Raw genomic sequence first — 19,590 nt, 5'->3', positions numbered from 1 at the left:
ATTTACCGTGATGGCACGAATCTTTCGCGCCACACCATACGCTGAATTTGCCTTAATAACCCTGGATAATTCCGAGTCTCAGGCCAACTCCCCCTTTACCAGAGGCACAAAGCGCACGGCTTCCACGGTGTCGATAATAAACTCGCCGCCGCGCCGACGAACGCGCTTCAAAAGCTGCTGTTCGTCCCCGACAGGCAGAACAAGAATGCCCCCCTCATCCAGCTGCGACAACAGGGCCGCAGGAATTTCAGGTGGGGCCGCCGTCACGATGATCGCGTCAAACGGCGCGCGCGCCTTCCAACCCTGCCATCCATCACCGTGTCGTGTCGAAACATTATGTAAATCAAGTTGTTTCAGGCGACGACGCGCCTGCCACTGTAAACCTTTAATCCGTTCAACGGAGCATACATGATGAACCAGATGCGCCAGGATTGCGGTTTGATACCCCGACCCGGTGCCAATCTCCAGCACGCGTGAGTCGGGCGTCAGCTCCAGCAGCTCCGTCATGCGCGCCACCATGTAAGGCTGCGAAATCGTCTGACCCTGCCCGATGGGCAGCGCTACGTTTTCCCACGCTTTGTGTTCAAACGCCTCGTCTACAAATTTCTCACGCGGAACCTGAGCAAGCGCTTCAAGCACGTGCTCGTCGCGGATCCCCTGCGCGCGGAGTTGTTCCAGAAGAGTTTGTACACGTTTGTTTACCATTGCGCGTTCACTCCTGCGCGATCCAGCCAGCCCGACACCACATCATGCGCGCTATACGCGGTTAAATCTACGTGCAGCGGGGTAACCGAAACATAGCCTTCATCTACGGCGGCAAAGTCGGTATCCGGACCCGCATCGCACTTATCGCCGGGAGGGCCAATCCAGTAAAGCGTGTTGCCGCGAGGATCCTGCTGCGGGATCACCTGATCGGCAGGATGTCGGCTTCCGCAACGGGTGACGCGAATGCCTTTAATTTCATCAAGAGGAAGATCCGGCACGTTGATGTTGAGGATGCGCCCGGTACGCAACGGCTCGCGGCCGAGCGCCCGCAGGATCGAGCAGGTCACCGCGGCGGCGGTGTCGTAATGCGTGTGGCCGTTTAACGAGACCGCCAGCGCCGGGAACCCCAGATGGCGCCCTTCCATTGCGGCCGCCACGGTACCGGAATAAATCACGTCATCGCCGAGGTTAGGACCGGCGTTAATGCCGGAGACGACGATATCCGGACGCGGACGCATCAGCGCGTTCACGCCCAGAAAAACGCAGTCGGTTGGCGTACCCATCTGCACGGCAATATCGCCATTTTCAAAGGTAAAGGTGCGAAGCGACGACTCCAGCGTCAGAGAGTTAGACGCTCCACTGCGGTTACGATCGGGTGCCACGACCTGCACATCCGCAAATTCGCGGAGGTGTTTCGCCAGGGTCTGAATGCCCGGCGCGTGGATCCCGTCATCGTTACTCAGCAATATTCGCATAATCACCCGAGGTGTTGATAAGTTCCCTGACAACACTGGTGGCAAAGCTACCTGCCGGTAGCCAGAAGCGTAACTCGACGGTTACGTCATCCCACCAGTTCCAGCTTAACTGCTGCGGATAGAGCAGCATCGCGCGGCGTGCCGCTTCGACTTTTTCCCGCACCAGCAAGGACTGCAATTCTGGCGCATCCGCTACGGCTGACTGCTCGGCGGCCAGCGCGTCGCCCTGTGTTCCCCAGTCGCCTGTACCGGGCAGCGCGGCGGTAATCATCAGCGCTTTTGCGTCCACGCGCGATTGCACATCGGCCATTTCTTCGGCCGTTGCCACAAACCAGCTTCCGCGTCCCGCTAATTGTAGCGCATCGCCAACAACAACTTGATTCGCGTCCGGTTTTTTCAGCCTTTCGCTCACAATCTGATTAAACAACGCGCTGCGGGCCGCCGACAACCAAAAACTGCGTTTATTCCTGTCGCGCACCGGTGCATCGCTTTGCGCCCAGCGCAGCGCACCCTGCAGGTTGCTGCCGCCAATGCCAAAGCGCTGCGCGCCAAAGTAGTTCGGTACGCCCAGCTCTTGAATCGCGCTCAGACGCTTCTCAACGTCATCGCGATCGGACACTTCACGCAGCACCAGCGTAAAGTCGTTCCCCTTCAGTGCCCCCAGACGCAGCTTGCGCTTGTGGCGGGCGAACTCCAATACCTTACAGCCTTCAAGCTCAAATTTGCTTAAATCAGGCATCGTATTGCCGGGAACGCGCGCGCAGAGCCACTGTTCAGTGACGGCGTGTTTATCTTTCTGCCCGGCAAAGCTCACTTCGCGGGCATGAATTTTGAGGAATTTTGCCAGCGCATCGGCCACAAAGCGGGTATTGCAGCCATTTTTCAGAATACGCACCAGGATATGTTCACCTTCGCCATCCGGCTCAAAGCCCAGATCCTCCACCACGAGGAAATCTTCCGGGCTGGCTTTCAGCACCCCGTTCCCCTGCGGTTTACCGTGCAGGTATGTCAGGTTGTCGAAGTCCGTCATTTGCTCGCCTTCAGCAGCAGCGCTACGGCTTCACAGGCAATCCCTTCGCCACGCCCGGTAAAGCCCAGCTTCTCGGTCGTCGTCGCTTTGACGTTCACGTCGTCCATATGGCAGCCCAGATCTTCTGCAATAAAGACGCGCATCTGCGGAATGTGCGGCAGCATTTTCGGGGCCTGGGCAATAATCGTCACGTCGACGTTGCCGAGGGTGTAGCCTTTCGCCTGAATGCGGCGCCACGCTTCGCGCAGCAGCTCGCGGCTGTCCGCCCCTTTAAATGCCGGGTCAGTGTCCGGGAACAGCTTGCCGATATCACCCAGCGCGGCAGCGCCCAGCAGCGCATCGGTCAGCGCATGCAGCGCCACGTCGCCATCAGAATGCGCCAGCAGTCCTTTTTCATAAGGAATGCGCACGCCGCCAATGATAATTGGGCCTTCTCCGCCAAAGGCGTGTACATCAAAACCGTGTCCAATTCGCATTATGCCTTCTCCTGATGGGTCGAACGGGTAAGATAGAATTCCGCAAGCTGTAAATCTTCCGGACGCGTCACTTTAATATTATCAGCGCGTCCTTCAACAAGCTCAGGGTGGAAACCGCAATATTCCAGCGCAGAGGCTTCGTCCGTGATGGTCGCACCTTCTTTAAGCGCACGCGTTAAGCAGTCGTGGAGTAATTCGCGGGGGAAAAATTGTGGCGTCAGCGCGTGCCATAAATCGACGCGATCGACGGTGTGGGCGATAGCCTGTTTGCCCGGCTCGGCGCGCTTCATGGTGTCGCGCACCGGCGCGGCCAGAATCCCGCCAACCTTGCTTGTTTCGCTCAGGGCCAGCAGGCGCGCAAGATCGTCCTGATGCAGACACGGACGCGCCGCATCATGCACCAGCACCCACGGCGCGTTTCCGGCGGCCTGAATGCCCGCCAGCACGGAATCGGCGCGCTCGGCGCCACCGTCAACGACGGTAATCTGCGGATGATTTGCCAGCGGCAGCTGCGCGAAGCGCGCATCGCCAGGGCTGATAGCGATGATCGCCCGCGTCACCCGCGGGTGCGCCAGCAGCGCCGCCACGGCGTGCTCGAGGATCGTTTTATCGCCAATAGAGAGGTACTGCTTGGGACATTCTGTCTGCATGCGCCGGCCAAAACCTGCGGCCGGCACCACGGCGCATACGTCCGAAAAAGTTACTGCCATGTCGTAATCCTGGGCCTGATTATCGATTGTTTTGTGCTGAGCCCTGATTGCGTTTAGACGCATCCGGAACCAGACGATAAAAGGTTTCGCCCGGCTTAGTCATACTGAGTTCATTGCGTGCGCGTTCCTCAATCGCCTCTTGCCCGCCATTGAGGTCATCAATTTCAGCAAAGAGTTGATCGTTTCGCGCCTTAAGTTTGGCGTTTGTTGCCTGCTGAGCCGCAACGTCATCGCTCACCCGGCTATAGTCGTGCAGTCCGTTCTTACCGAACCACAGCGAATATTGCAGCCAGATTAGCAAAGCCAGCAACAGCAGCGTTAGTTTACCCATCCTGCCCCCTGAAAAACGGCATCATCATCCCAAGACTTCCCCAGAGCACTACGCCGGGGTAACAGAGATGCCGCAACATCGCGGGCAAATGTACCACATTTTTTCCGCAGAATCGTCCTGCACAATATCGTTACACAGTTGGTTACGGTTTGAATTATGGCTGAAGTTAGCCCATGAGCCACAAAAATAACAGACCAAACATCAGAACCACCGTCACAATCGTGACTACGGTGCTGTAGAGGAGCTTACCGTTGAGCAGAGAGTGCAGCGCAATCCCGACGACAACCGCCACGGGCATCAACGCCAGAAAGAAAGGCCAGGTGTAGAGAAAGAAGAACAGCGTGTTGCCGCCGTAGATGAGAAACGGAATGCCAAGCGCCAGCAGCCATGAGACGAAGCCAATGATGGCCCCAGGAAATGACCAGGTCGTTTCGTCGTCGGTCGCGAGCGGCTCCGACCCGGTGGTGGTGATGTAATGTTCACTGTTGCGCATAGCTAATCCTGTGACCGTGACTCATCGTTCGGGAAGACAGCTCCCGAACGATACCGTCTCAGGATCTGATAATATCGTCCCGTCTGAGCAGGTCTAATAATTGGCTTACTAAATTTGTTACCAATTGTTGACCTTCCAGGTGAATCTCAGGCGATTCAGGCGCTTCGTATACCGCGTCAATTCCGGTGAAGTTGCGCAGTTCTCCGGCACGCGCTTTCTTGTACAGCCCTTTCGGATCGCGCGCTTCGCAAATCTCCAGCGGCGTATCGACAAACACCTCGATAAACCGATCCTGGCCCACGCGTTCGCGCACCATCTGGCGCTCGGCGCGGTGCGGAGAGATAAACGCGGTCAGCACCACCAGCCCGGCGTCAGCCATCAGGCTGGCGACTTCGCCCACCCGGCGGATGTTCTCTTTGCGGTCATCGTCGCTAAACCCTAAATCGCTGCACAGGCCGTGACGCACGTTGTCGCCATCCAGCAGGTACGTGCTTACGCCCTGCTGATGCAACGCCTCTTCCAGCGCGCCCGCCACCGTTGATTTACCCGAGCCGGACAGCCCGGTAAACCACAGCACAACCCCACGGTGACCGTGGAGCCGTTCGCGCTGGGCGACGGTCACCGGATGAGGATGCCAGACGACGTTCTCATCATGGGCGGCCATTACTTGCCTCCCAGCAGATCGCGTGCGCCCCAGTGCGGGAAGTGTTTACGCACCAGCGCGTTCAGTTCCAGCTCGAAGGCGCTGAATTCAGACGTCGCGGCAGCCTGCGCGTTAGGCTCGCGCACCATGCCAGCACCAACGGTGACGTTGGTCAGCCTGTCGATAAAGATCAGCCCGCCCGTCACCGGGTTCTGCTGATATGGATCCAACACCAGCGGCTCGTCAAAGGTCAGATCCACCAGGCCAATACCGTTCAGCGGCAGCTCGCTCACGTCACGGTGGGTCAGGTTGTTGATGTCCACCTGGAACTGAATGCCATCCACGCGGGCGCGGGTTTTCTTGCCCGCAATTTTGATGTCGTAGCTCTGGCCAGCGGTCAGCGGCTGTTCGGCCATCCACACCACGTCCACGGACGCGCCCTGCACCGCCGCCAGCGTTTCCTGCGCGTCGACCAGCAGGTCGCCGCGGCTGATATCAATTTCGTCTTTCAGCACCAGCGTTACGGCTTCACCGGCGCCCGCGTCCTGCAGGTCACCGTCGAAGGTGACGATGCGGGCGATAGTCGATTCCACGCCGGATGGCAGCACCTTGACGCGCTGACCTACCTTCACGGAGCCTGACGCGATGGTGCCCGAGAAACCGCGGAAATCGAGGTTTGGACGGTTCACGTACTGCACCGGGAAGCGCATCGGCTGGGTGTCGACCACGCGTTGAATTTCAACGGTTTCCAGCACCTCCAGCAGCGTCGGGCCGCTGTACCATGGCATGTTCGCACTCTGGGAGGCGACGTTATCCCCTTCCAGCGCCGAGAGCGGTACAAAGCGAATATCCAGGTTGCCCGGCAGCTGTTCGGCAAAGGTCAGGTAGCTCTGGCGGATCTCCTCGAACTTCTCTTCGCTGAAGTTCACCAGATCCATCTTGTTGACCGCCACCACCAGGTGTTTGATCCCCAGTAGCGTCGAGATAAAGCTGTGACGACGGGTCTGATCCAGCACGCCTTTACGCGCGTCCATCAGCAGGATCGCCAGGTCGCAGGTGGAAGCGCCGGTCGCCATGTTACGGGTGTACTGCTCGTGCCCTGGGGTGTCGGCAATAATAAATTTGCGCTTCTCGGTAGAGAAGTAGCGGTAGGCCACGTCGATGGTGATGCCCTGCTCGCGCTCCGCCTGCAGGCCGTCCACCAGCAGGGCCAGGTCGAGTTTTTCGCCCTGGGTGCCGTGGCGTTTGCTGTCGTTATGCAGGGAAGAGAGCTGATCTTCATAAATCTGGCGCGTATCGTGCAGCAGACGGCCAATCAGGGTACTTTTCCCGTCATCCACGCTGCCGCAGGTCAGAAAACGCAGCAGGCTTTTGTGTTGTTGCGCGTGCAGATACGCTTCCACGCCGCCTTCGTTGGCAATTTGTTGAGCAATAGTGGTATTCATGGCGGCTCCTTAGAAATAACCCTGACGTTTCTTCAGCTCCATGGAGCCTGCCTGGTCGCGGTCAATCACGCGCCCCTGTCGCTCGCTGGTGGTGGACACCAGCATCTCTTCGATGATCTCCGGCAGCGTCTGCGCGCTGGATTCCACCGCGCCGGTCAGCGGCCAGCAGCCGAGGGTACGGAAACGCACCATCTGTTTTTTGATCACTTCACCCGGCTGCAGGTCGATGCGATCGTCGTCGATCATCATCAGCATGCCGTCACGCTCCAGCACCGGGCGCTCGGCGGCCAGATACAGCGGAACGATTTCGATGTTTTCGAGATAGATGTACTGCCAGATATCCAGCTCGGTCCAGTTGGAGAGCGGGAAGACGCGAATGCTTTCGCCTTTATTAATCTGACCGTTGTAGTTGTGCCACAGCTCCGGGCGCTGGTTTTTGGGGTCCCAGCGGTGGAAGCGGTCGCGGAAGGAGTAGATACGCTCTTTGGCGCGGGACTTCTCTTCGTCACGGCGCGCGCCGCCGAAGGCCGCGTCAAAACCGTATTTATTCAGCGCCTGCTTCAGCCCTTCAGTTTTCATGATATCGGTGTGCTTGGCGCTACCGTGCACGAACGGGTTAATGCCCATCGCCACCCCTTCCGGGTTTTTATGCACCAGTAGCTCGCAGCCGTAGGCCTTCGCGGTACGGTCGCGGAACTCGTACATTTCGCGGAATTTCCAGCCGGTATCCACGTGCAGCAGCGGGAACGGCAGCGTGCCCGGATAAAACGCTTTACGCGCCAGATGCAGCATGACGCTGGAATCTTTACCGATGGAATACATCATCACCGGGTTAGAAAACTCGGCGGCCACTTCGCGGATGATATGGATACTCTCCGCTTCGAGCTGCCGCAGGTGTGTAAGACGTTTTTGGTCCATAACCGTTCCTTAAGCCAAATTTACAACAGAAGAACCAAAGCCTTCTGTATCGGTTGTGTGTTGGAACCAGGCGAGCGTGCTGTGCAGCTGCACCACTTCTCCCACCACGATCAGGGCGGGCATCGGGGCGTCTTTCGCCAGGGTTGCAAGATGTTCCAGCGTGCCCGTCGCAACGTGCTGATCGACGCGCGTGCCGCGAGAAATGACGGCAACGGGCGTCGTCGCCTCGCGACCGTGCTGAATAAGCTGTTCGCTGATGTCCGCCGCCTTCATCGTGCCCATGTAGATCGCCAGCGTCTGGCGGCTCTGGGCGAGATGCGACCAGTCGAACGGCGTGCTGTCGGCCTTGTAGTGGCCGGTCACAAAGGTCACGCTCTGGGCATAATCGCGGTGGGTGAGCGGGATACCGGCGTAGGCCGTTACCGCAGAGGCCGCCGTAATGCCGGGCACCACCTGGAACGGTACGCCCGCTTCGGCTGCCGCCTGCAGCTCTTCGCCGCCGCGACCGAAGATAAACGGATCGCCCCCTTTCAGGCGCACCACGGCTTTACCCGCTTTGGCGGCGTCAACCAGCATCTGGTTGGTGTCGTGCTGCGGCACCGAGTGCTCGCCAGCCCGTTTGCCGACGCAGATTTGCTCCGCGTCGCGACGGATCAGCTCGCGCACGCCGTCGGTGACCAGATGGTCGTAGAACACCACGTCCGCGTCCTGCAGCACCTGCAGGCCGCGCAGCGTCAGAAGCCCGGCATCGCCCGGCCCTGCCCCTACCAGAATGATCTCCCCGCCCGTGCTGCCGGGGTTATCCAGTTCGTCCTCGAGGATTTTCTGCGCCGCCGTCTCATTGCCGGCATGCATCAGGCTGGCAAAGCGGCCGCGAAACACGCGTTCCCAGAAGCGACGGCGTTCCGTCACGCTGGTCAGGCGCGTTTTCAGGTGGTTACGCCAGAAGCTGGCTTTTTCCGCCATGCGCCCGAGGCTGGTCGGCAGCAGCGCTTCGATTTTTTCACGCAGCACGCGCGCCAGCACCGGTGCGGTGCCGCCGGAGGAGATCGCCACCAGCAGCGGCGAACGGTCAACGATCGACGGGAAGATAAACGAGCATAATGGCTGGTCGTCCACCACGTTCACCAGGCGATAACGGGCCTGAGCGGCGTCGGAAATCCGTCGGTTCAGGTCGCGATCTTCGGTCGCCGCAATCACCAGCACTACGCTGTCAATTTGTGATTCGTCAAAGTCCGCTTCTGCTACTACCCGCACCTGCGCCCCTGCACGCTGCAGAAACGCGATTTTGCGATCGGCAATTTCACCCGTGCCTACAACCAGCACCGGCTTCTCTTTTATCGCGGCAAATAAGGGCAGATAGTCCACAAGCAACAACTCACTAACAACGAGGAATAAAGGGACTATAGGGGGCGGCTTAGACCGAATGAAATTACGAATTGGAATGAGTAGTTACTCAATGGAATAACGCCGCGAAAAAGCTAATACCAAAAAGTGCTTAACACGCGAAATTTCGGGCATTTAAGAGCAATTCAAATTGTGTATGGACGATCACAGTTTCATACTAAGCGGGTTATTATTTTGCTCAGTTTTTAAGGACTCACTATGTTTTCCGCAACGCGCCACCGTATTGCAGCCCTGGCGCTCGGCGTTTGCTTTATTCTTCCGGCTCAGGCAAAAAACCAACCTTATGGTGAAATCGCCACTATGCAGGCGCGGCATATTGCCACTGTCTTTCCTGGCCGCATGACCGGTTCGCCTGCGGAAATGCTCTCCGCGGACTATCTTCGCCAGCAGTTTGCCGGGATGGGCTACCAGAGCGACATCCGGACATTTCACAGCCGCTACGTCTATACCTCACGAAATAAAACGAAAAACTGGCATAACGTGACCGGCAGTACGGTTATCGCGGCGCATGAAGGTAGCGCGGCTGAACAGATTATTATTATGGCGCACCTTGATACCTACGCCCCGATGAGCGATGCCGATACGGATAACAACCTCGGCGGGCTGACGCTGCAGGGCATGGACGACAACGCGGCGGGCCTGGGCGTGATGCTCGAACTAGCCGAGCGGATGAAGGATATTCCAACCCAGTATGGCATTCGTTTCGTGGCCACCAGCGGTGAAGAAGAGGGCAAACTCGGCGCTGAGAATCTCCTTAAACGCATGAGCGCTGAGGAGAAGAAAAATACGCTGCTGGTGATCAACCTCGATAACCTGATCGTCGGCGATAAGCTTTATTTCAACAGCGGGCAGAGTACGCCGGGTACCGTGCGGAAACTGACGCGCGACCGGGCGCTGGCGATTGCCCGCAGCCATGGCGTTTATGCCACCAGCAACCCCGGCGGTAACCCGGGTTATCCGCGAGGAACAGGCTGCTGCAACGACGGGGAAGTGTTCGATAAGGCGGGCATTCCGGTGCTGTACGTGGAAGCGACAAACTGGGCACTGGGCAAGAAAGATGGCTATCAGCAGCGGGCTAAATCGAAGGCCTTCCCGGACGGGACAAGCTGGCACAACGTGATGCTGGATAATCAGCAGCACATTGATAGCGCGCTACCGCAGCGGATTGAGCACCGCAGTCGTGATGTGGTGAAGGTGATGCTGCCGCTGGTGAAGGAGCTGGCGAAAGCGGGGAAAGCCTGAGGTTGTTAAGCCCGGTGGCGGCTACGCCTTACCGGGCCTACGTATCGATCGAGCCTTTGTAGGCCCGGTAAGCGCAGCGCCACCGGGCGAAATGACATTATCCTTCGTGCAGCCCGCACTCGCGCTTCAGCCCAAAGAATCGCGTCTCTTCTTCCGCCATTCCCGGTTCCCATTTGCGCGTGGTGTGGGTGTCGCCCACCGACAGATAGCCCTGGTCCCACAGCGGATGGTACTTCAGCCCGTGTTTTTGCAGGTACTGATACACCGTCCGGTTATCCCAGTCGATAATCGGCAGCACTTTAAACACCCCGCGCTGGACCGCCAGCACCGGCAAGGTTGCACGGCTGCCGGACTGCTCGCGGCGTAGCCCCGCAAACCACGTCTGCGCATTGAGCTCTTTCAGCGCCCGGTTCATCGGCTCAACTTTGTTGATTTCATTGTATTTCTCAATGCCCTCAACGCCCTGTTCCCACAGCTTACCGTAGCGCGCCTCCTGCCAGGCCGCGCTTTCCTTCGCGCGGTAAACTTTGAGGTTCAGCTTGAGCTTGTCCGTCAGCTCGTCAATAAACTGGTAGGTTTCCGGGAACAGGTAGCCGGTATCGGTGAGGATCACCGGAATGTCCGGACGGATCTGATTCACCAGATGCAGGCTGACCGCCGCCTGAATACCAAAGCTCGACGACAGCACATAGTCTCCCGGCAGGTTTTCCAGCGCCCACGCCACGCGCCCTTCGGCGTCCAGCTTTTCAAGATGGGCATTGGTTTCTGAAAGCTGAAGAATGCGTTCGACTTTTGGCAGGTCATTAAGGGCGTTTAGATCGAGTACGGACATAAGAACCTCGTTTGCCTGTTTTGCCGGGCGGCACTGCGTTTGCCCGGCCTACAAAATCTGTAAAACCGTCGGGATGTTACTCCCAGAAATCCCTTGCGGGATCGAGCACCGGGCGAATGATGCCCGCACGCACCGTAAAGTCGCCGAAGCCTTCACCCGCTTCGCGCTCTTTCGCCCAGCGCCCGACAAGCTCGTCGATGGAATCAAGAATTTCCGGTTCCGTAATATTTTCACGGTACATACGCGGAATGCGCGTCCCCATACGATTGCCGCCAAGGTGCACGTTGTAACGACCCGGTGCTTTGCCGACCAGCCCAAGCTCGGCCAGCATCGCGCGACCGCAGCCGTTCGGGCAGCCGGTGACGCGCATAACAATATGCTCGTCCGGAATACCGTGTTTTTCCAGAATCGCTTCCACTTTGTCAGTAAATGACGGCAGGAAACGTTCCGCTTCGGCCATCGCCAGCGGGCAGGTCGGGAACGACACGCAGGCCATCGAGTTTTCACGCTGCGGTTTAACGGCATCCATTAACCCGTGATCGCGCGCCAGCTTCTCGATCTTCGCCTTCTGGCTCTCCGGCACGCCGGCAATGATGAGATTCTGGTTAGCGGTAATGCGGAACTCGCCTTTATGGATCTTAGCAATTTCCAGCAGACCGGTTTTCAGCGGACGGCCCGAATAATCCAGAATACGTCCGTTTTCGATAAACAGCGTCAGGTGCCATTTATTATCGATACCCTTCACCCAGCCAATGCGATCGCCGCGACCGGTGAATTCGTAAGGGCGGATCGGCTCAAACTTGATGCCTGCACGACGCTCCACTTCCTCTTTGAACGTCTCAACGCCCACGCGCTCCAGGGTGTATTTGGTTTTCGCGTTTTTACGGTCGGTACGGTTACCCCAGTCGCGCTGGGTGGTCACTACCGCTTCCGCCACGGCCAGCGTGTGCTCCAGCGGCAGGAAGCCGAACTCGCTCGCGGTGCGGGCATAGGTTTTCTTGTTACCGTGCTCAATGGACAGGCCGCCGCCCACCAGCAGGTTAAAGCCGACCAGCTTGCCGTTTTCGGCAATCGCCACGAAGTTCATGTCGTTGGCGTGCAGATCGATATCGTTCTGCGGCGGGATCACGACAGTAGTTTTAAACTTGCGCGGCAGATAGGTCTGGCCAAGGATCGGTTCTTCGTCCGTGGTCGCGACTTTTTCCTGATCGAGCCAAATCTCTGCATAGGCGCGCGTGCGCGGCAGCAGGTGCTCAGATATCTTCTTCGCCCACTCGTACGCTTCGGCGTGCAGTTCGGATTCATACGGGTTCGAGGTGCAGAGCACGTTACGGTTCATGTCGTTGGCGGTCGCCAGCGCGTCCAGCCCGACGGAGTGGAGCATCTGGTGCACCGGCTTCACGTTCTTCTTCAGAATGCCGTGGAACTGGAAGGTCTGACGGTTGGTCAGGCGGATGCTGCCGTAAATCGTGTTTTCACCCGCGAACTTGTCGATCGCCTGCCACTGTTTGGTGGTGATTACCCCGCCCGGCAGACGGCAGCGCAGCAGCATCGCATGACGCGGCTCCAGCTTTTGTTCAGCGCGTTCGGCGCGGATATCGCGATCGTCCTGCTGGTACATACCGTGGAAACGGATCAGCAGGAAGTTGTCGCCTTTGAAACCGCCGGTCAGACCGTCATTCAAATCTTCGGCAATGGTACCGCGCAGGTAGTTGCTCTCTACCTTCATGCGCTCGGCATCAGTCAGTTTGCCTTCGACCACCAGTGGGCCAGGATGTTTTTCGCTCATTAGTAGACATCTCGCTGATAACGGCGCTCTACGCGCAGCTCACTTAAAAATTCATCCGCCGTTTCGGCATCCATACCGCCGAATTCGGCAATCACTTCCAGCAGCGCCTGCTCAACGTCTTTCGCCATGCGATTGGCGTCGCCGCAGACATAAATGTGGGCACCGTCATTGATCCAGCGCCACAGCTCTGCGCCCTGTGCGCGCAGTTTGTCTTGTACGTATACTTTTTCTTTCTGGTCGCGGGACCAGGCCAGATCGATGCGGGTCAGTACGCCTTCTTTAACATAGCGCTGCCACTCAACCTGGTAGAGGAAATCTTCGGTAAAGTGCGGGTTGCCGAAGAACAGCCAGTTTTTACCCGGCGCTTCATCTGCCGCGCGCTGCTGCATAAAGGCGCGGAACGGCGCGATGCCGGTGCCAGGGCCAATCATGATAACCGGGGTTTCCGGGTTCTCAGGCAGGCGGAAGTTGTCGTTGTGCTCGATAAAGACGCGCACTTCGCCCTCTTCTTCCACGCGATCCGCCAGGAAGCTTGATGCCCCACCCGCGCGGGCGCGGCCTTCGATGTCGTAGCGCACCACGCCTACGGTGACATGCACTTCACTCTCCACTTCGGCCTGCGAAGAGGCGATAGAGTACAGGCGCGGGGTCAGCGGACGCAGCAGGCCGATAAGCGCATCGGCATCCAGCTGAGCCGGAGAGAAACGCACCATATCGACAATTGGCGTCGTCGCGGCGTAATGCTGCAGTTTCGCTTTGTCGCCCACCAGCGGCAGCAAGGATTCGCTGCGCGTTAAGGTGGCATAATTTTCGACGATATTCGGGGTGTTCACCGTCAGCTCGAAATGCCACTGCAGCGCCTCTGAAAGCGGCAGGGTTTTGCCGTCAACGGTGACAGGCTCGTCACCCTTCAGCCACAGCAGCTCAACCAGCTCTTTCACCAGCGCCGGATCGTTCTGATACCAGATACCCAGCGCATCGCCCGGCTGATAGCGCAGGCCAGAGTCGCCGAGATCGATTTCGATATGGCGCACGTCTTTTTCCGAGTCGCGGCCGGTAATTTTCTGGTTCACCGCCAGGCTCGCCGTCAGCGGCGCCTCTTTGGTGTACGGGCTGGTGTGAATGTCGTTGACGGCACCCGTCGCGGTGAAGGCGGCCTGCGCCGACGTCTCTTTCGGCACGCGCGCTTTCAGCACCTCAACGATGCGGGCACGCCATTCGGCGGCGGCGGTCTGGTATTCGACATCCGCGTCAACGCGGTCCAGCAGGCGCTCCGCGCCCAGCTCCGCCAGCTTGCTGTCGAAGTCTTTACCGGACTGGCAGAAGAATTCATAGGAGGTATCGCCCAGGCCAAAGACGGCAAACGCCGTGCCGTCCAGCTTCGGCGCTTTTTTCGAGAACAGGAACTTGTGCAGCGCCACCGCTTCTTCAGCGGGTTCACCTTCGCCCTGGGTAGAGGCGACCACCACCAGCAGTTTTTCTGACGCGATTTGCTTAAATTTATAATCCCCGGCGTTGACCAGGTTCACGTTCAGTTTGGCGGCCAACAGGTCGTCACGCAGCGCTTCGGCCACGCGGCGCGCATTGCCCGTCTGCGAGGCGGAAATCAGAGTAATGGCCGGAATTTCAACGGCCGTTACCGGTGCACCCGCCACAGCGCCAGGCTGCTGATTGAGCATTCCCCAGAAATAACCGGAGACCCAGGCAAGCTGAGTGGGAGAAAAATCAGAGGTGGCAGCCTGAAGGCGCGCCAGTTGCTCCGGGTTCAGGGGAAGCAAATTTGAAGGTGGGGCCTGTGTTGTCATGCGTCGTTATGTTCCAGTAGCCAAGCGGACTTTAAGCGAATAAATCCAAACTGAAGTTAAGGTTAACGGCGAGGATAATAACAATTAAAGAAGGGATGGAAATAATAAATAACCAAATGGACTAACCTGTTTTAGTTGTCATACTTAGCGATAAAACCGATTAATTAACCCTCTGAAAATTATCGATAAAAACATCAAAAAACGCCTGTTAACGAGACGCCAGGCTTCAGAGCCGTTTTAGTTAATGCTAAAAATTGTGCTTTCCGGTACTATGCGGCGGTTTTTTCCGCATTACTGAGAGCGATCATGTCCACCACACTGTTTAAAGATTTCACCTTCGAAGCCGCCCACCATCTTCCGCATGTCCCAGAAGGGCATAAATGCGGCCGTCTGCACGGGCATTCGTTCATGGTGCGTCTTGAGATCACCGGTGAAGTTGATCCGCATACCGGTTGGATCATGGATTTTGCCGAGCTGAAGGCGGCGTTTAAGCCGACCTACGATCGTCTGGATCATTACTACCTGAATGATATCCCGGGCCTTGAAAACCCGACCAGCGAAGTGCTGGCGAAATGGATTTGGGATCAGATGAAGCCGCTGGTGCCGCTGCTGAGCGCGGTGATGATCAAAGAGACCTGCACCGCTGGCTGTATCTATCGCGGGGAGTGATGCTTGCCGGGTGGCGGCTTCGCCTTACCCGGCCTACAAAAGCCTCGAACCGTAGGCCCGGTAAGCGCTAGCGCCACCGGGCTTTTTTATGCAATATTCAGGTACTTGTGCGTCTGCATCGACAGGCGCCAGTTACGCGCAATACAGGTTTCAATGCACAGGCGCGTGGCGTCGTCTTTCTGGCTGATAGGCTGCAGGGCAATCACCCGCTGCTTTTCGTCCGTCAGCGTGGCCAGCAGTTCATCCAGCGCTTCGATATCACGCACGCGCCCTACCGGGTGCTTAATCTCATCCGCGCGCTCCAGCGCCTGAGACAGCACGTCGTATCCGCCGCGCATATTCACTTTTGGCGATACCGTCACCCAGGTGGTGTGCGAGCAGCGCACTTCATGGGTGCCGCTGGTTTCAATCTGGCAGCTGTAGCCGTTCTTTTCGAGCAGCTCGGTCAGCGGGGTCAGATCGTGTATGCAGGGTTCACCGCCGGTGATCACCACGTGGCGCGCCGTCCAGCCCTGACGACCAATAATGGCCAGCAGATCTTCTGAACTGCCCGCGCCCCACTTATCGCTCTCTTTGGTTTTCGCCAGTATGCTAAACAGCGACACTTCCCGATCTGCGAGCTTATCCCACGTATGTTTGGTATCACACCAGGCACAGCCAACCGGGCATCCCTGTAAGCGAATGAAAATAGCGGGAACGCCGGTAAAGTAACCCTCGCCTTGCAGGGTCTGGAACATCTCGTTAATCGGGTACTGCATAGTCATCTCAGTAAAGGGGATAAACGATAAGTATCGCAGATCCCCGCCGGATGGTCATGCTCCATCGGTGCTTTGCGCGCCAATCGCCACCATAAAACGCTCGGTAATTTGCTGTGGACGGGTGATCGCGCCGCCGACGACGACCGTATGCGCGCCCAGCGCCAGGCATCTTGCCGCGCGTTCAGGCGTATCCACGTTGCCTTCGGCAATCACGGGAACCGTCACGGCAGCCAGCACGGCCTTCAGGAACGCGCAGTCGTTCTCCGGAAGCGAATGGCCCGCCGTTTCCGCCGTATAGCCGTAAAGCGTGGTGCCGACGCAGTCAAAGCCAAGCCCCTGCGCCGTCACGGCTTCGCCCACGGTGGAAATATCCGCCATCAGCAGTACCGAGGGGTAGCGAGAGCGGATGCGCGTGACCAGCGTTTCCAGGGATTCCCCACCGGGACGCTCCCGCGCCGTCGCATCAAGCGCAATGATTTCCGGCGAGACGGCCATGAGCTCATCCACCTCTTTCATCGTGGCGGTGATAAACACTTCGCTTTCCGGGTAATCCCGTTTGATGATGCCGATAACAGGCAAAGAGACCAGCTGCTTAATGGCCTCGATATCCACCACGCTGTTGGCACGAATGGCAGCGGCTCCGCCCTGCGCCGCCGCCAGCGCCATCCGCGACATAATAAACGGGCTGTGCAGCGGTTCATTCTCCAGCGCCTGACAGGAGACGACCAGTTTTCCCTTCAGGTTATCCAGTACAGTTTTCATTACGATAAGATCTCTTCCACTTCGTTTTTGATAATCGTCACGTGCGGGCCATAAATGACCTGAACCCCGTTGCCGCGCACGATAACGCCGCGCGCGCCGGTGGCTTTCAGCGCCGCGTCATTCACTTTGCTGCCGTCCTTCACCGTGACGCGAAGCCGCGTGGCGCAGCAGTCCACCTCTTCCAGATTGTCTTTTCCGCCTAATCCAGCGATCACCGCAACGGCGCGCTCGCTCTGTGAGAAGGTCACCTCATTGGCCATCGCCTCCTTTTCCCGACCCGGCGTGGCAAAATCGAAGCGGTTAATCAGGTAGCGGAAGGTGAAGTAGTAGAGGAAGAACCACGGCACGCCGACCAGCGGAACGAACATCCAGTTGGTTTTGGCCTCCCCCTGCAAAATGCCGAACAGTACGAAGTCGATAAAACCGCCGGAGAAGGTTTGACCGATGGTGATATGCAGCATGTGTGCGAGCATGAACGCCAGCCCGTCAAACAGCGCATGAATGACGTAAAGCACCGGCGCAATAAACAGGAAGGAGAACTCGATAGGCTCGGTAATCCCGGTCAGGAACGAGGTTAACGCCGCAGAGAGCAGCAGCCCGGCAACGCGCTTTTTGTTCTCCGGTTTTGCCGTGTGGTACATCGCCAGACACGCGCCGAGCAGGCCAAACATCATCGTAATAAAGCGCCCGGACATGAAGCGCGACGTGCCCTCATAGAAATGCTGCGTGTTCGGGTCGGCCAGCTGGGCGAAGAAGATCCGCTGTGTGCCCTCAACCAGGTGACCGTTGACAATCTCACTGCCGCCGAGCGCGGTGGTCCAGAACGGCAGATAGAAGATGTGGTGCAAACCAAACGGGCCCAGCATGCGTAAAATGAAGCCGTACAGCAGGGTGCCCAGATAACCGGTGGCATCCACTAGCCCGCCGAGACCAAAAATCAGTTTCTGGAAATGCGGCCAGATCACGGTCATGAGCGCGCCGACAAGTATCGCCGCCAGCGAGCTGATTATAGGAACAAAGCGCGACCCGCCAAAGAACCCGAGGAACTGCGGAAGCGCAATTTTATTAAACCGATGATGGAGCGTGCAGGTCACCAGACCAATCACCACGCCGCCAAACACGCCGGTTTCCAGCGTCTGAATACCCAGCGTCATACCCTGCCCCACAGCGCCCGGGTTGTCGTGCGCCAGTTTGCCGGTGAGGATCAGCAGCGCGTTGATGGTGGCATTCATTACCAGAAACGCGAGCAGCGCCGCCAGCCCAGCCGTGCCCTTATCGCTTTTTGCCAACCCGACGGCAACCCCAACCGCAAACAGCACCGAGAGGTTCGCAAACACAATTGAACCGGCGCTGCTCATGATGGTGAAAATGGCCTGAAGCCAGCCCACGTCTAAAAACGGATAAGCCGCCAGCGTATTGGGATTGGATAACGCGCCGCCTATCCCCAGCAGCAGACCCGCCGCGGGCAACACGGCGATGGGCAACATAAAGGATTTACCAAAGCGCTGCGCTTTTTCAAACCATCCCCCCGAAGAAGCGCCACTGAACATTTGCATCATTTTTTCATCTCCCCGTTAATTGATGAAAATTTTTACCACATAAATATTATCACGTGAAAATTATCATCAAAAACCAGGAAGCCGATCATACTTTTTCAAAATGACTGGCATCTTTCCCCTCCTTTCCGCCACACTAGTCGCAGCGAAACACATTAAGGACGTGGCATGTCGGACCATGAAAATCTGCTGCTGAAGCTCCGCCAGGAGGCTTCCGGGTACAGCCCAACGCAACAAAAACTCGGCGAGTTTGTCCTCAGCGATCCTGCCCGGGTGCTCTACCTGACGATCACTGAACTGGCGCGCGAGAGCCACACCAGCGAGGCCAGCGTCACGCGCCTTTGCCGGACGCTGGGCTGCAAGGGCTATAACGAATTTAAAATGGCGCTTGCGCTGGATATTCAGCAGGGCCAGCCCGCGCGTCAGGCGGGGGATGAAATTGATAACGTCGTGGATGAGTCGGTGCAGGCTTTGCAGGATACCGCCAGACTCCTCGACCGCACGCTGCTTGAAAAGGCGGCGCTGGCGCTGCACCAGGCGCAATCCGTGCAGATTTATGGCGTTGCGGCCAGCGCGATCCTCGGGGAGTATCTGCATTACAAGCTGCTGCGGCTGGGCAAACCCGCACAGCTGTTTAGCGATATGCACCGCGCGGCCATGAATGCGACAACGCTTTCGAAAGAGACGCTGGTTGTAGCCATCTCCAGTTCAGGTTCAACGCGGGATTTACTCCACGTGGTGAAGCTTGCCCGCAAGCGCGGCGTTAAGGTTCTGGCACTCAGCAATACGCCCCGCAGCCCGCTGGCGTCTCTGAGCGACATGCTGCTGGTTGCCGCCAAACCAGAGGGTCCCCTTAGCGCAGGCGCACTTAATGCTAAGGTTGGGGTGATGCTGCTGGTCGAGCTGCTGACCACGTCCATGATTGCGCTGGATGGTCATTACGGCGACGTTAGCCAACAAACCGCCAGCGCCACGCTTCCCCTGTTGCTCTGAAAAACATTCGCAGGCTAAATAAATAGGCCTGCAAATGATTTCAGTTAAGTGGTGTTTAAATCATTTATTTGGTAAATGTTTGGTGTAACAAATTATTATTTTTATTACATTTTGAATTAAGTTTGCTATTCTGGCAGCCCTCTATAAATAACATTAAATTCAATAGTTTAAAATTTAAATCTTAATAGAGTGAATTTTTACCCTTCCGCTAATGTCCAATATATCCACCCGATTTCCTTTCCTTAAAATAAGCTTAAGATGCTGTCGGTTT

20 protein-coding genes are annotated in these 19,590 nt (G+C 57.5%); 3 read left to right on the top strand and 17 right to left on the bottom strand.

All coding sequences use genetic code 11. The features are described from left to right. Positions 1–78: 78 nt before the first annotated feature. From NQ230_RS05085 to cysG, 11 genes are all read right to left on the bottom strand, one after another. Positions 79–705 carry a protein-L-isoaspartate(D-aspartate) O-methyltransferase gene (locus NQ230_RS05085; protein WP_023333224.1) on the bottom strand — a complete coding sequence of 209 codons (627 nt, stop codon included), beginning with the start codon at positions 703–705 and terminating at the stop codon, positions 79–81. Beyond that, positions 699–1,460, bottom strand: coding sequence for a 5'/3'-nucleotidase SurE (gene surE, locus NQ230_RS05080; RefSeq protein WP_023308990.1), 762 nt, complete (start codon positions 1,458–1,460; stop codon positions 699–701). The genes NQ230_RS05085 and surE overlap by 7 nt, the downstream gene beginning before the upstream one ends. Continuing rightward, positions 1,441–2,490 carry a tRNA pseudouridine(13) synthase TruD gene (gene truD / locus NQ230_RS05075; protein ID WP_211137937.1) on the bottom strand — a complete coding sequence of 350 codons (1,050 nt, stop codon included), beginning with the start codon at positions 2,488–2,490 and terminating at the stop codon, positions 1,441–1,443. Before truD ends, surE begins: the two co-directional genes overlap by 20 nt. Beyond that, positions 2,487–2,966 carry a 2-C-methyl-D-erythritol 2,4-cyclodiphosphate synthase gene (gene ispF / locus NQ230_RS05070; protein ID WP_029741541.1) on the bottom strand — a complete coding sequence of 160 codons (480 nt, stop codon included), beginning with the start codon at positions 2,964–2,966 and terminating at the stop codon, positions 2,487–2,489. The genes truD and ispF overlap by 4 nt, the downstream gene beginning before the upstream one ends. After that, the gene (ispD, locus tag NQ230_RS05065) at positions 2,966–3,676 is read right to left on the bottom strand and encodes a 2-C-methyl-D-erythritol 4-phosphate cytidylyltransferase (RefSeq protein ID WP_121424534.1); all 711 of its coding nucleotides are present in this window, start codon (positions 3,674–3,676) and stop codon (positions 2,966–2,968) included. The genes ispF and ispD overlap by 1 nt, the downstream gene beginning before the upstream one ends. 19 nt (positions 3,677–3,695) lie before the next feature. After that, positions 3,696–4,007 (bottom strand): cell division protein FtsB, encoded by a 312-nt coding sequence (gene ftsB / locus NQ230_RS05060; RefSeq protein ID WP_008499609.1) that lies wholly within the window; start codon positions 4,005–4,007, stop codon positions 3,696–3,698. Positions 4,008–4,173: 166 nt separating this feature from the next. Beyond that, positions 4,174–4,500 (bottom strand): DUF3561 family protein, encoded by a 327-nt coding sequence (locus NQ230_RS05055; protein ID WP_008499610.1) that lies wholly within the window; start codon positions 4,498–4,500, stop codon positions 4,174–4,176. Positions 4,501–4,558: 58 nt separating this feature from the next. Further along, positions 4,559–5,164: an adenylyl-sulfate kinase gene (gene cysC / locus NQ230_RS05050; RefSeq protein WP_032660281.1), complete on the bottom strand. Its 606-nt coding sequence runs from the start codon at positions 5,162–5,164 to the stop codon at positions 4,559–4,561. Beyond that, positions 5,164–6,588 (bottom strand): sulfate adenylyltransferase subunit CysN, encoded by a 1,425-nt coding sequence (gene cysN / locus NQ230_RS05045; protein ID WP_257260265.1) that lies wholly within the window; start codon positions 6,586–6,588, stop codon positions 5,164–5,166. The genes cysC and cysN overlap by 1 nt, the downstream gene beginning before the upstream one ends. A gap of 9 nt (positions 6,589–6,597) precedes the next feature. Beyond that, a complete protein-coding gene (cysD, locus tag NQ230_RS05040; RefSeq protein WP_006811770.1) occupies positions 6,598–7,506 on the bottom strand; it encodes a sulfate adenylyltransferase subunit CysD in 909 nt (302 codons plus the stop codon). A 9-nt stretch (positions 7,507–7,515) separates the two neighbouring features. Continuing rightward, complete coding sequence (gene cysG / locus NQ230_RS05035; protein WP_371745445.1) at positions 7,516–8,874, bottom strand: siroheme synthase CysG; 1,359 nt, start codon at positions 8,872–8,874, stop codon at positions 7,516–7,518. Between the two features lie 237 nt (positions 8,875–9,111). Between cysG and NQ230_RS05030 the strand changes: the two genes are divergently transcribed. Continuing rightward, positions 9,112–10,155 carry an aminopeptidase gene (locus NQ230_RS05030; RefSeq protein WP_121424538.1) on the top strand — a complete coding sequence of 348 codons (1,044 nt, stop codon included), beginning with the start codon at positions 9,112–9,114 and terminating at the stop codon, positions 10,153–10,155. Positions 10,156–10,252: 97 nt separating this feature from the next. On the opposite strand, the gene cysH is transcribed toward NQ230_RS05030, so the two are convergent. From cysH to cysJ, 3 genes are all read right to left on the bottom strand, one after another. Continuing rightward, positions 10,253–10,987 carry a phosphoadenosine phosphosulfate reductase gene (gene cysH / locus NQ230_RS05025; RefSeq protein WP_257260264.1) on the bottom strand — a complete coding sequence of 245 codons (735 nt, stop codon included), beginning with the start codon at positions 10,985–10,987 and terminating at the stop codon, positions 10,253–10,255. A 76-nt stretch (positions 10,988–11,063) separates the two neighbouring features. Beyond that, positions 11,064–12,776 carry an assimilatory sulfite reductase (NADPH) hemoprotein subunit gene (gene cysI / locus NQ230_RS05020; RefSeq protein WP_257260262.1) on the bottom strand — a complete coding sequence of 571 codons (1,713 nt, stop codon included), beginning with the start codon at positions 12,774–12,776 and terminating at the stop codon, positions 11,064–11,066. After that, the gene (gene cysJ, locus NQ230_RS05015; protein WP_257260260.1) at positions 12,776–14,581 is read right to left on the bottom strand and encodes an NADPH-dependent assimilatory sulfite reductase flavoprotein subunit; all 1,806 of its coding nucleotides are present in this window, start codon (positions 14,579–14,581) and stop codon (positions 12,776–12,778) included. Before cysJ ends, cysI begins: the two co-directional genes overlap by 1 nt. 306 nt (positions 14,582–14,887) lie before the next feature. On the opposite strand from cysJ, the gene queD reads away from it, so the two are divergent. Beyond that, entirely contained in the window at positions 14,888–15,250 is a 363-nt protein-coding gene (queD, locus tag NQ230_RS05010) for a 6-carboxytetrahydropterin synthase QueD (RefSeq protein ID WP_023309002.1), read from the top strand. Positions 15,251–15,336: 86 nt separating this feature from the next. On the opposite strand, the gene queE is transcribed toward queD, so the two are convergent. From queE to NQ230_RS04995, 3 genes are read right to left on the bottom strand one after another with little or no spacing between them, the layout of a single operon-like run. Beyond that, positions 15,337–16,008, bottom strand: coding sequence for a 7-carboxy-7-deazaguanine synthase QueE (gene queE, locus NQ230_RS05005; protein WP_023333236.1), 672 nt, complete (start codon positions 16,006–16,008; stop codon positions 15,337–15,339). A 54-nt stretch (positions 16,009–16,062) separates the two neighbouring features. Beyond that, on the bottom strand, positions 16,063–16,770 hold the full coding sequence (locus NQ230_RS05000) for an N-acetylmannosamine-6-phosphate 2-epimerase (RefSeq protein ID WP_121424542.1): 708 nt from the start codon (positions 16,768–16,770) through the stop codon (positions 16,063–16,065). Further along, complete coding sequence (locus NQ230_RS04995; RefSeq protein WP_257260257.1) at positions 16,770–18,329, bottom strand: PTS transporter subunit EIIC; 1,560 nt, start codon at positions 18,327–18,329, stop codon at positions 16,770–16,772. The genes NQ230_RS05000 and NQ230_RS04995 overlap by 1 nt, the downstream gene beginning before the upstream one ends. 165 nt (positions 18,330–18,494) lie before the next feature. On the opposite strand from NQ230_RS04995, the gene NQ230_RS04990 reads away from it, so the two are divergent. Then, entirely contained in the window at positions 18,495–19,319 is an 825-nt protein-coding gene (locus NQ230_RS04990; RefSeq protein WP_024909265.1) for a MurR/RpiR family transcriptional regulator, read from the top strand. Positions 19,320–19,590 lie beyond the last annotated feature (271 nt).

Source organism: Enterobacter asburiae (genome assembly GCF_024599655.1).
GTDB lineage: Bacteria > Pseudomonadota > Gammaproteobacteria > Enterobacterales > Enterobacteriaceae > Enterobacter > Enterobacter asburiae_D.
The sequence above is the reverse complement of the archived record's forward strand: the minus strand, read 5'-3'. Positions and strand labels throughout refer to the sequence as shown.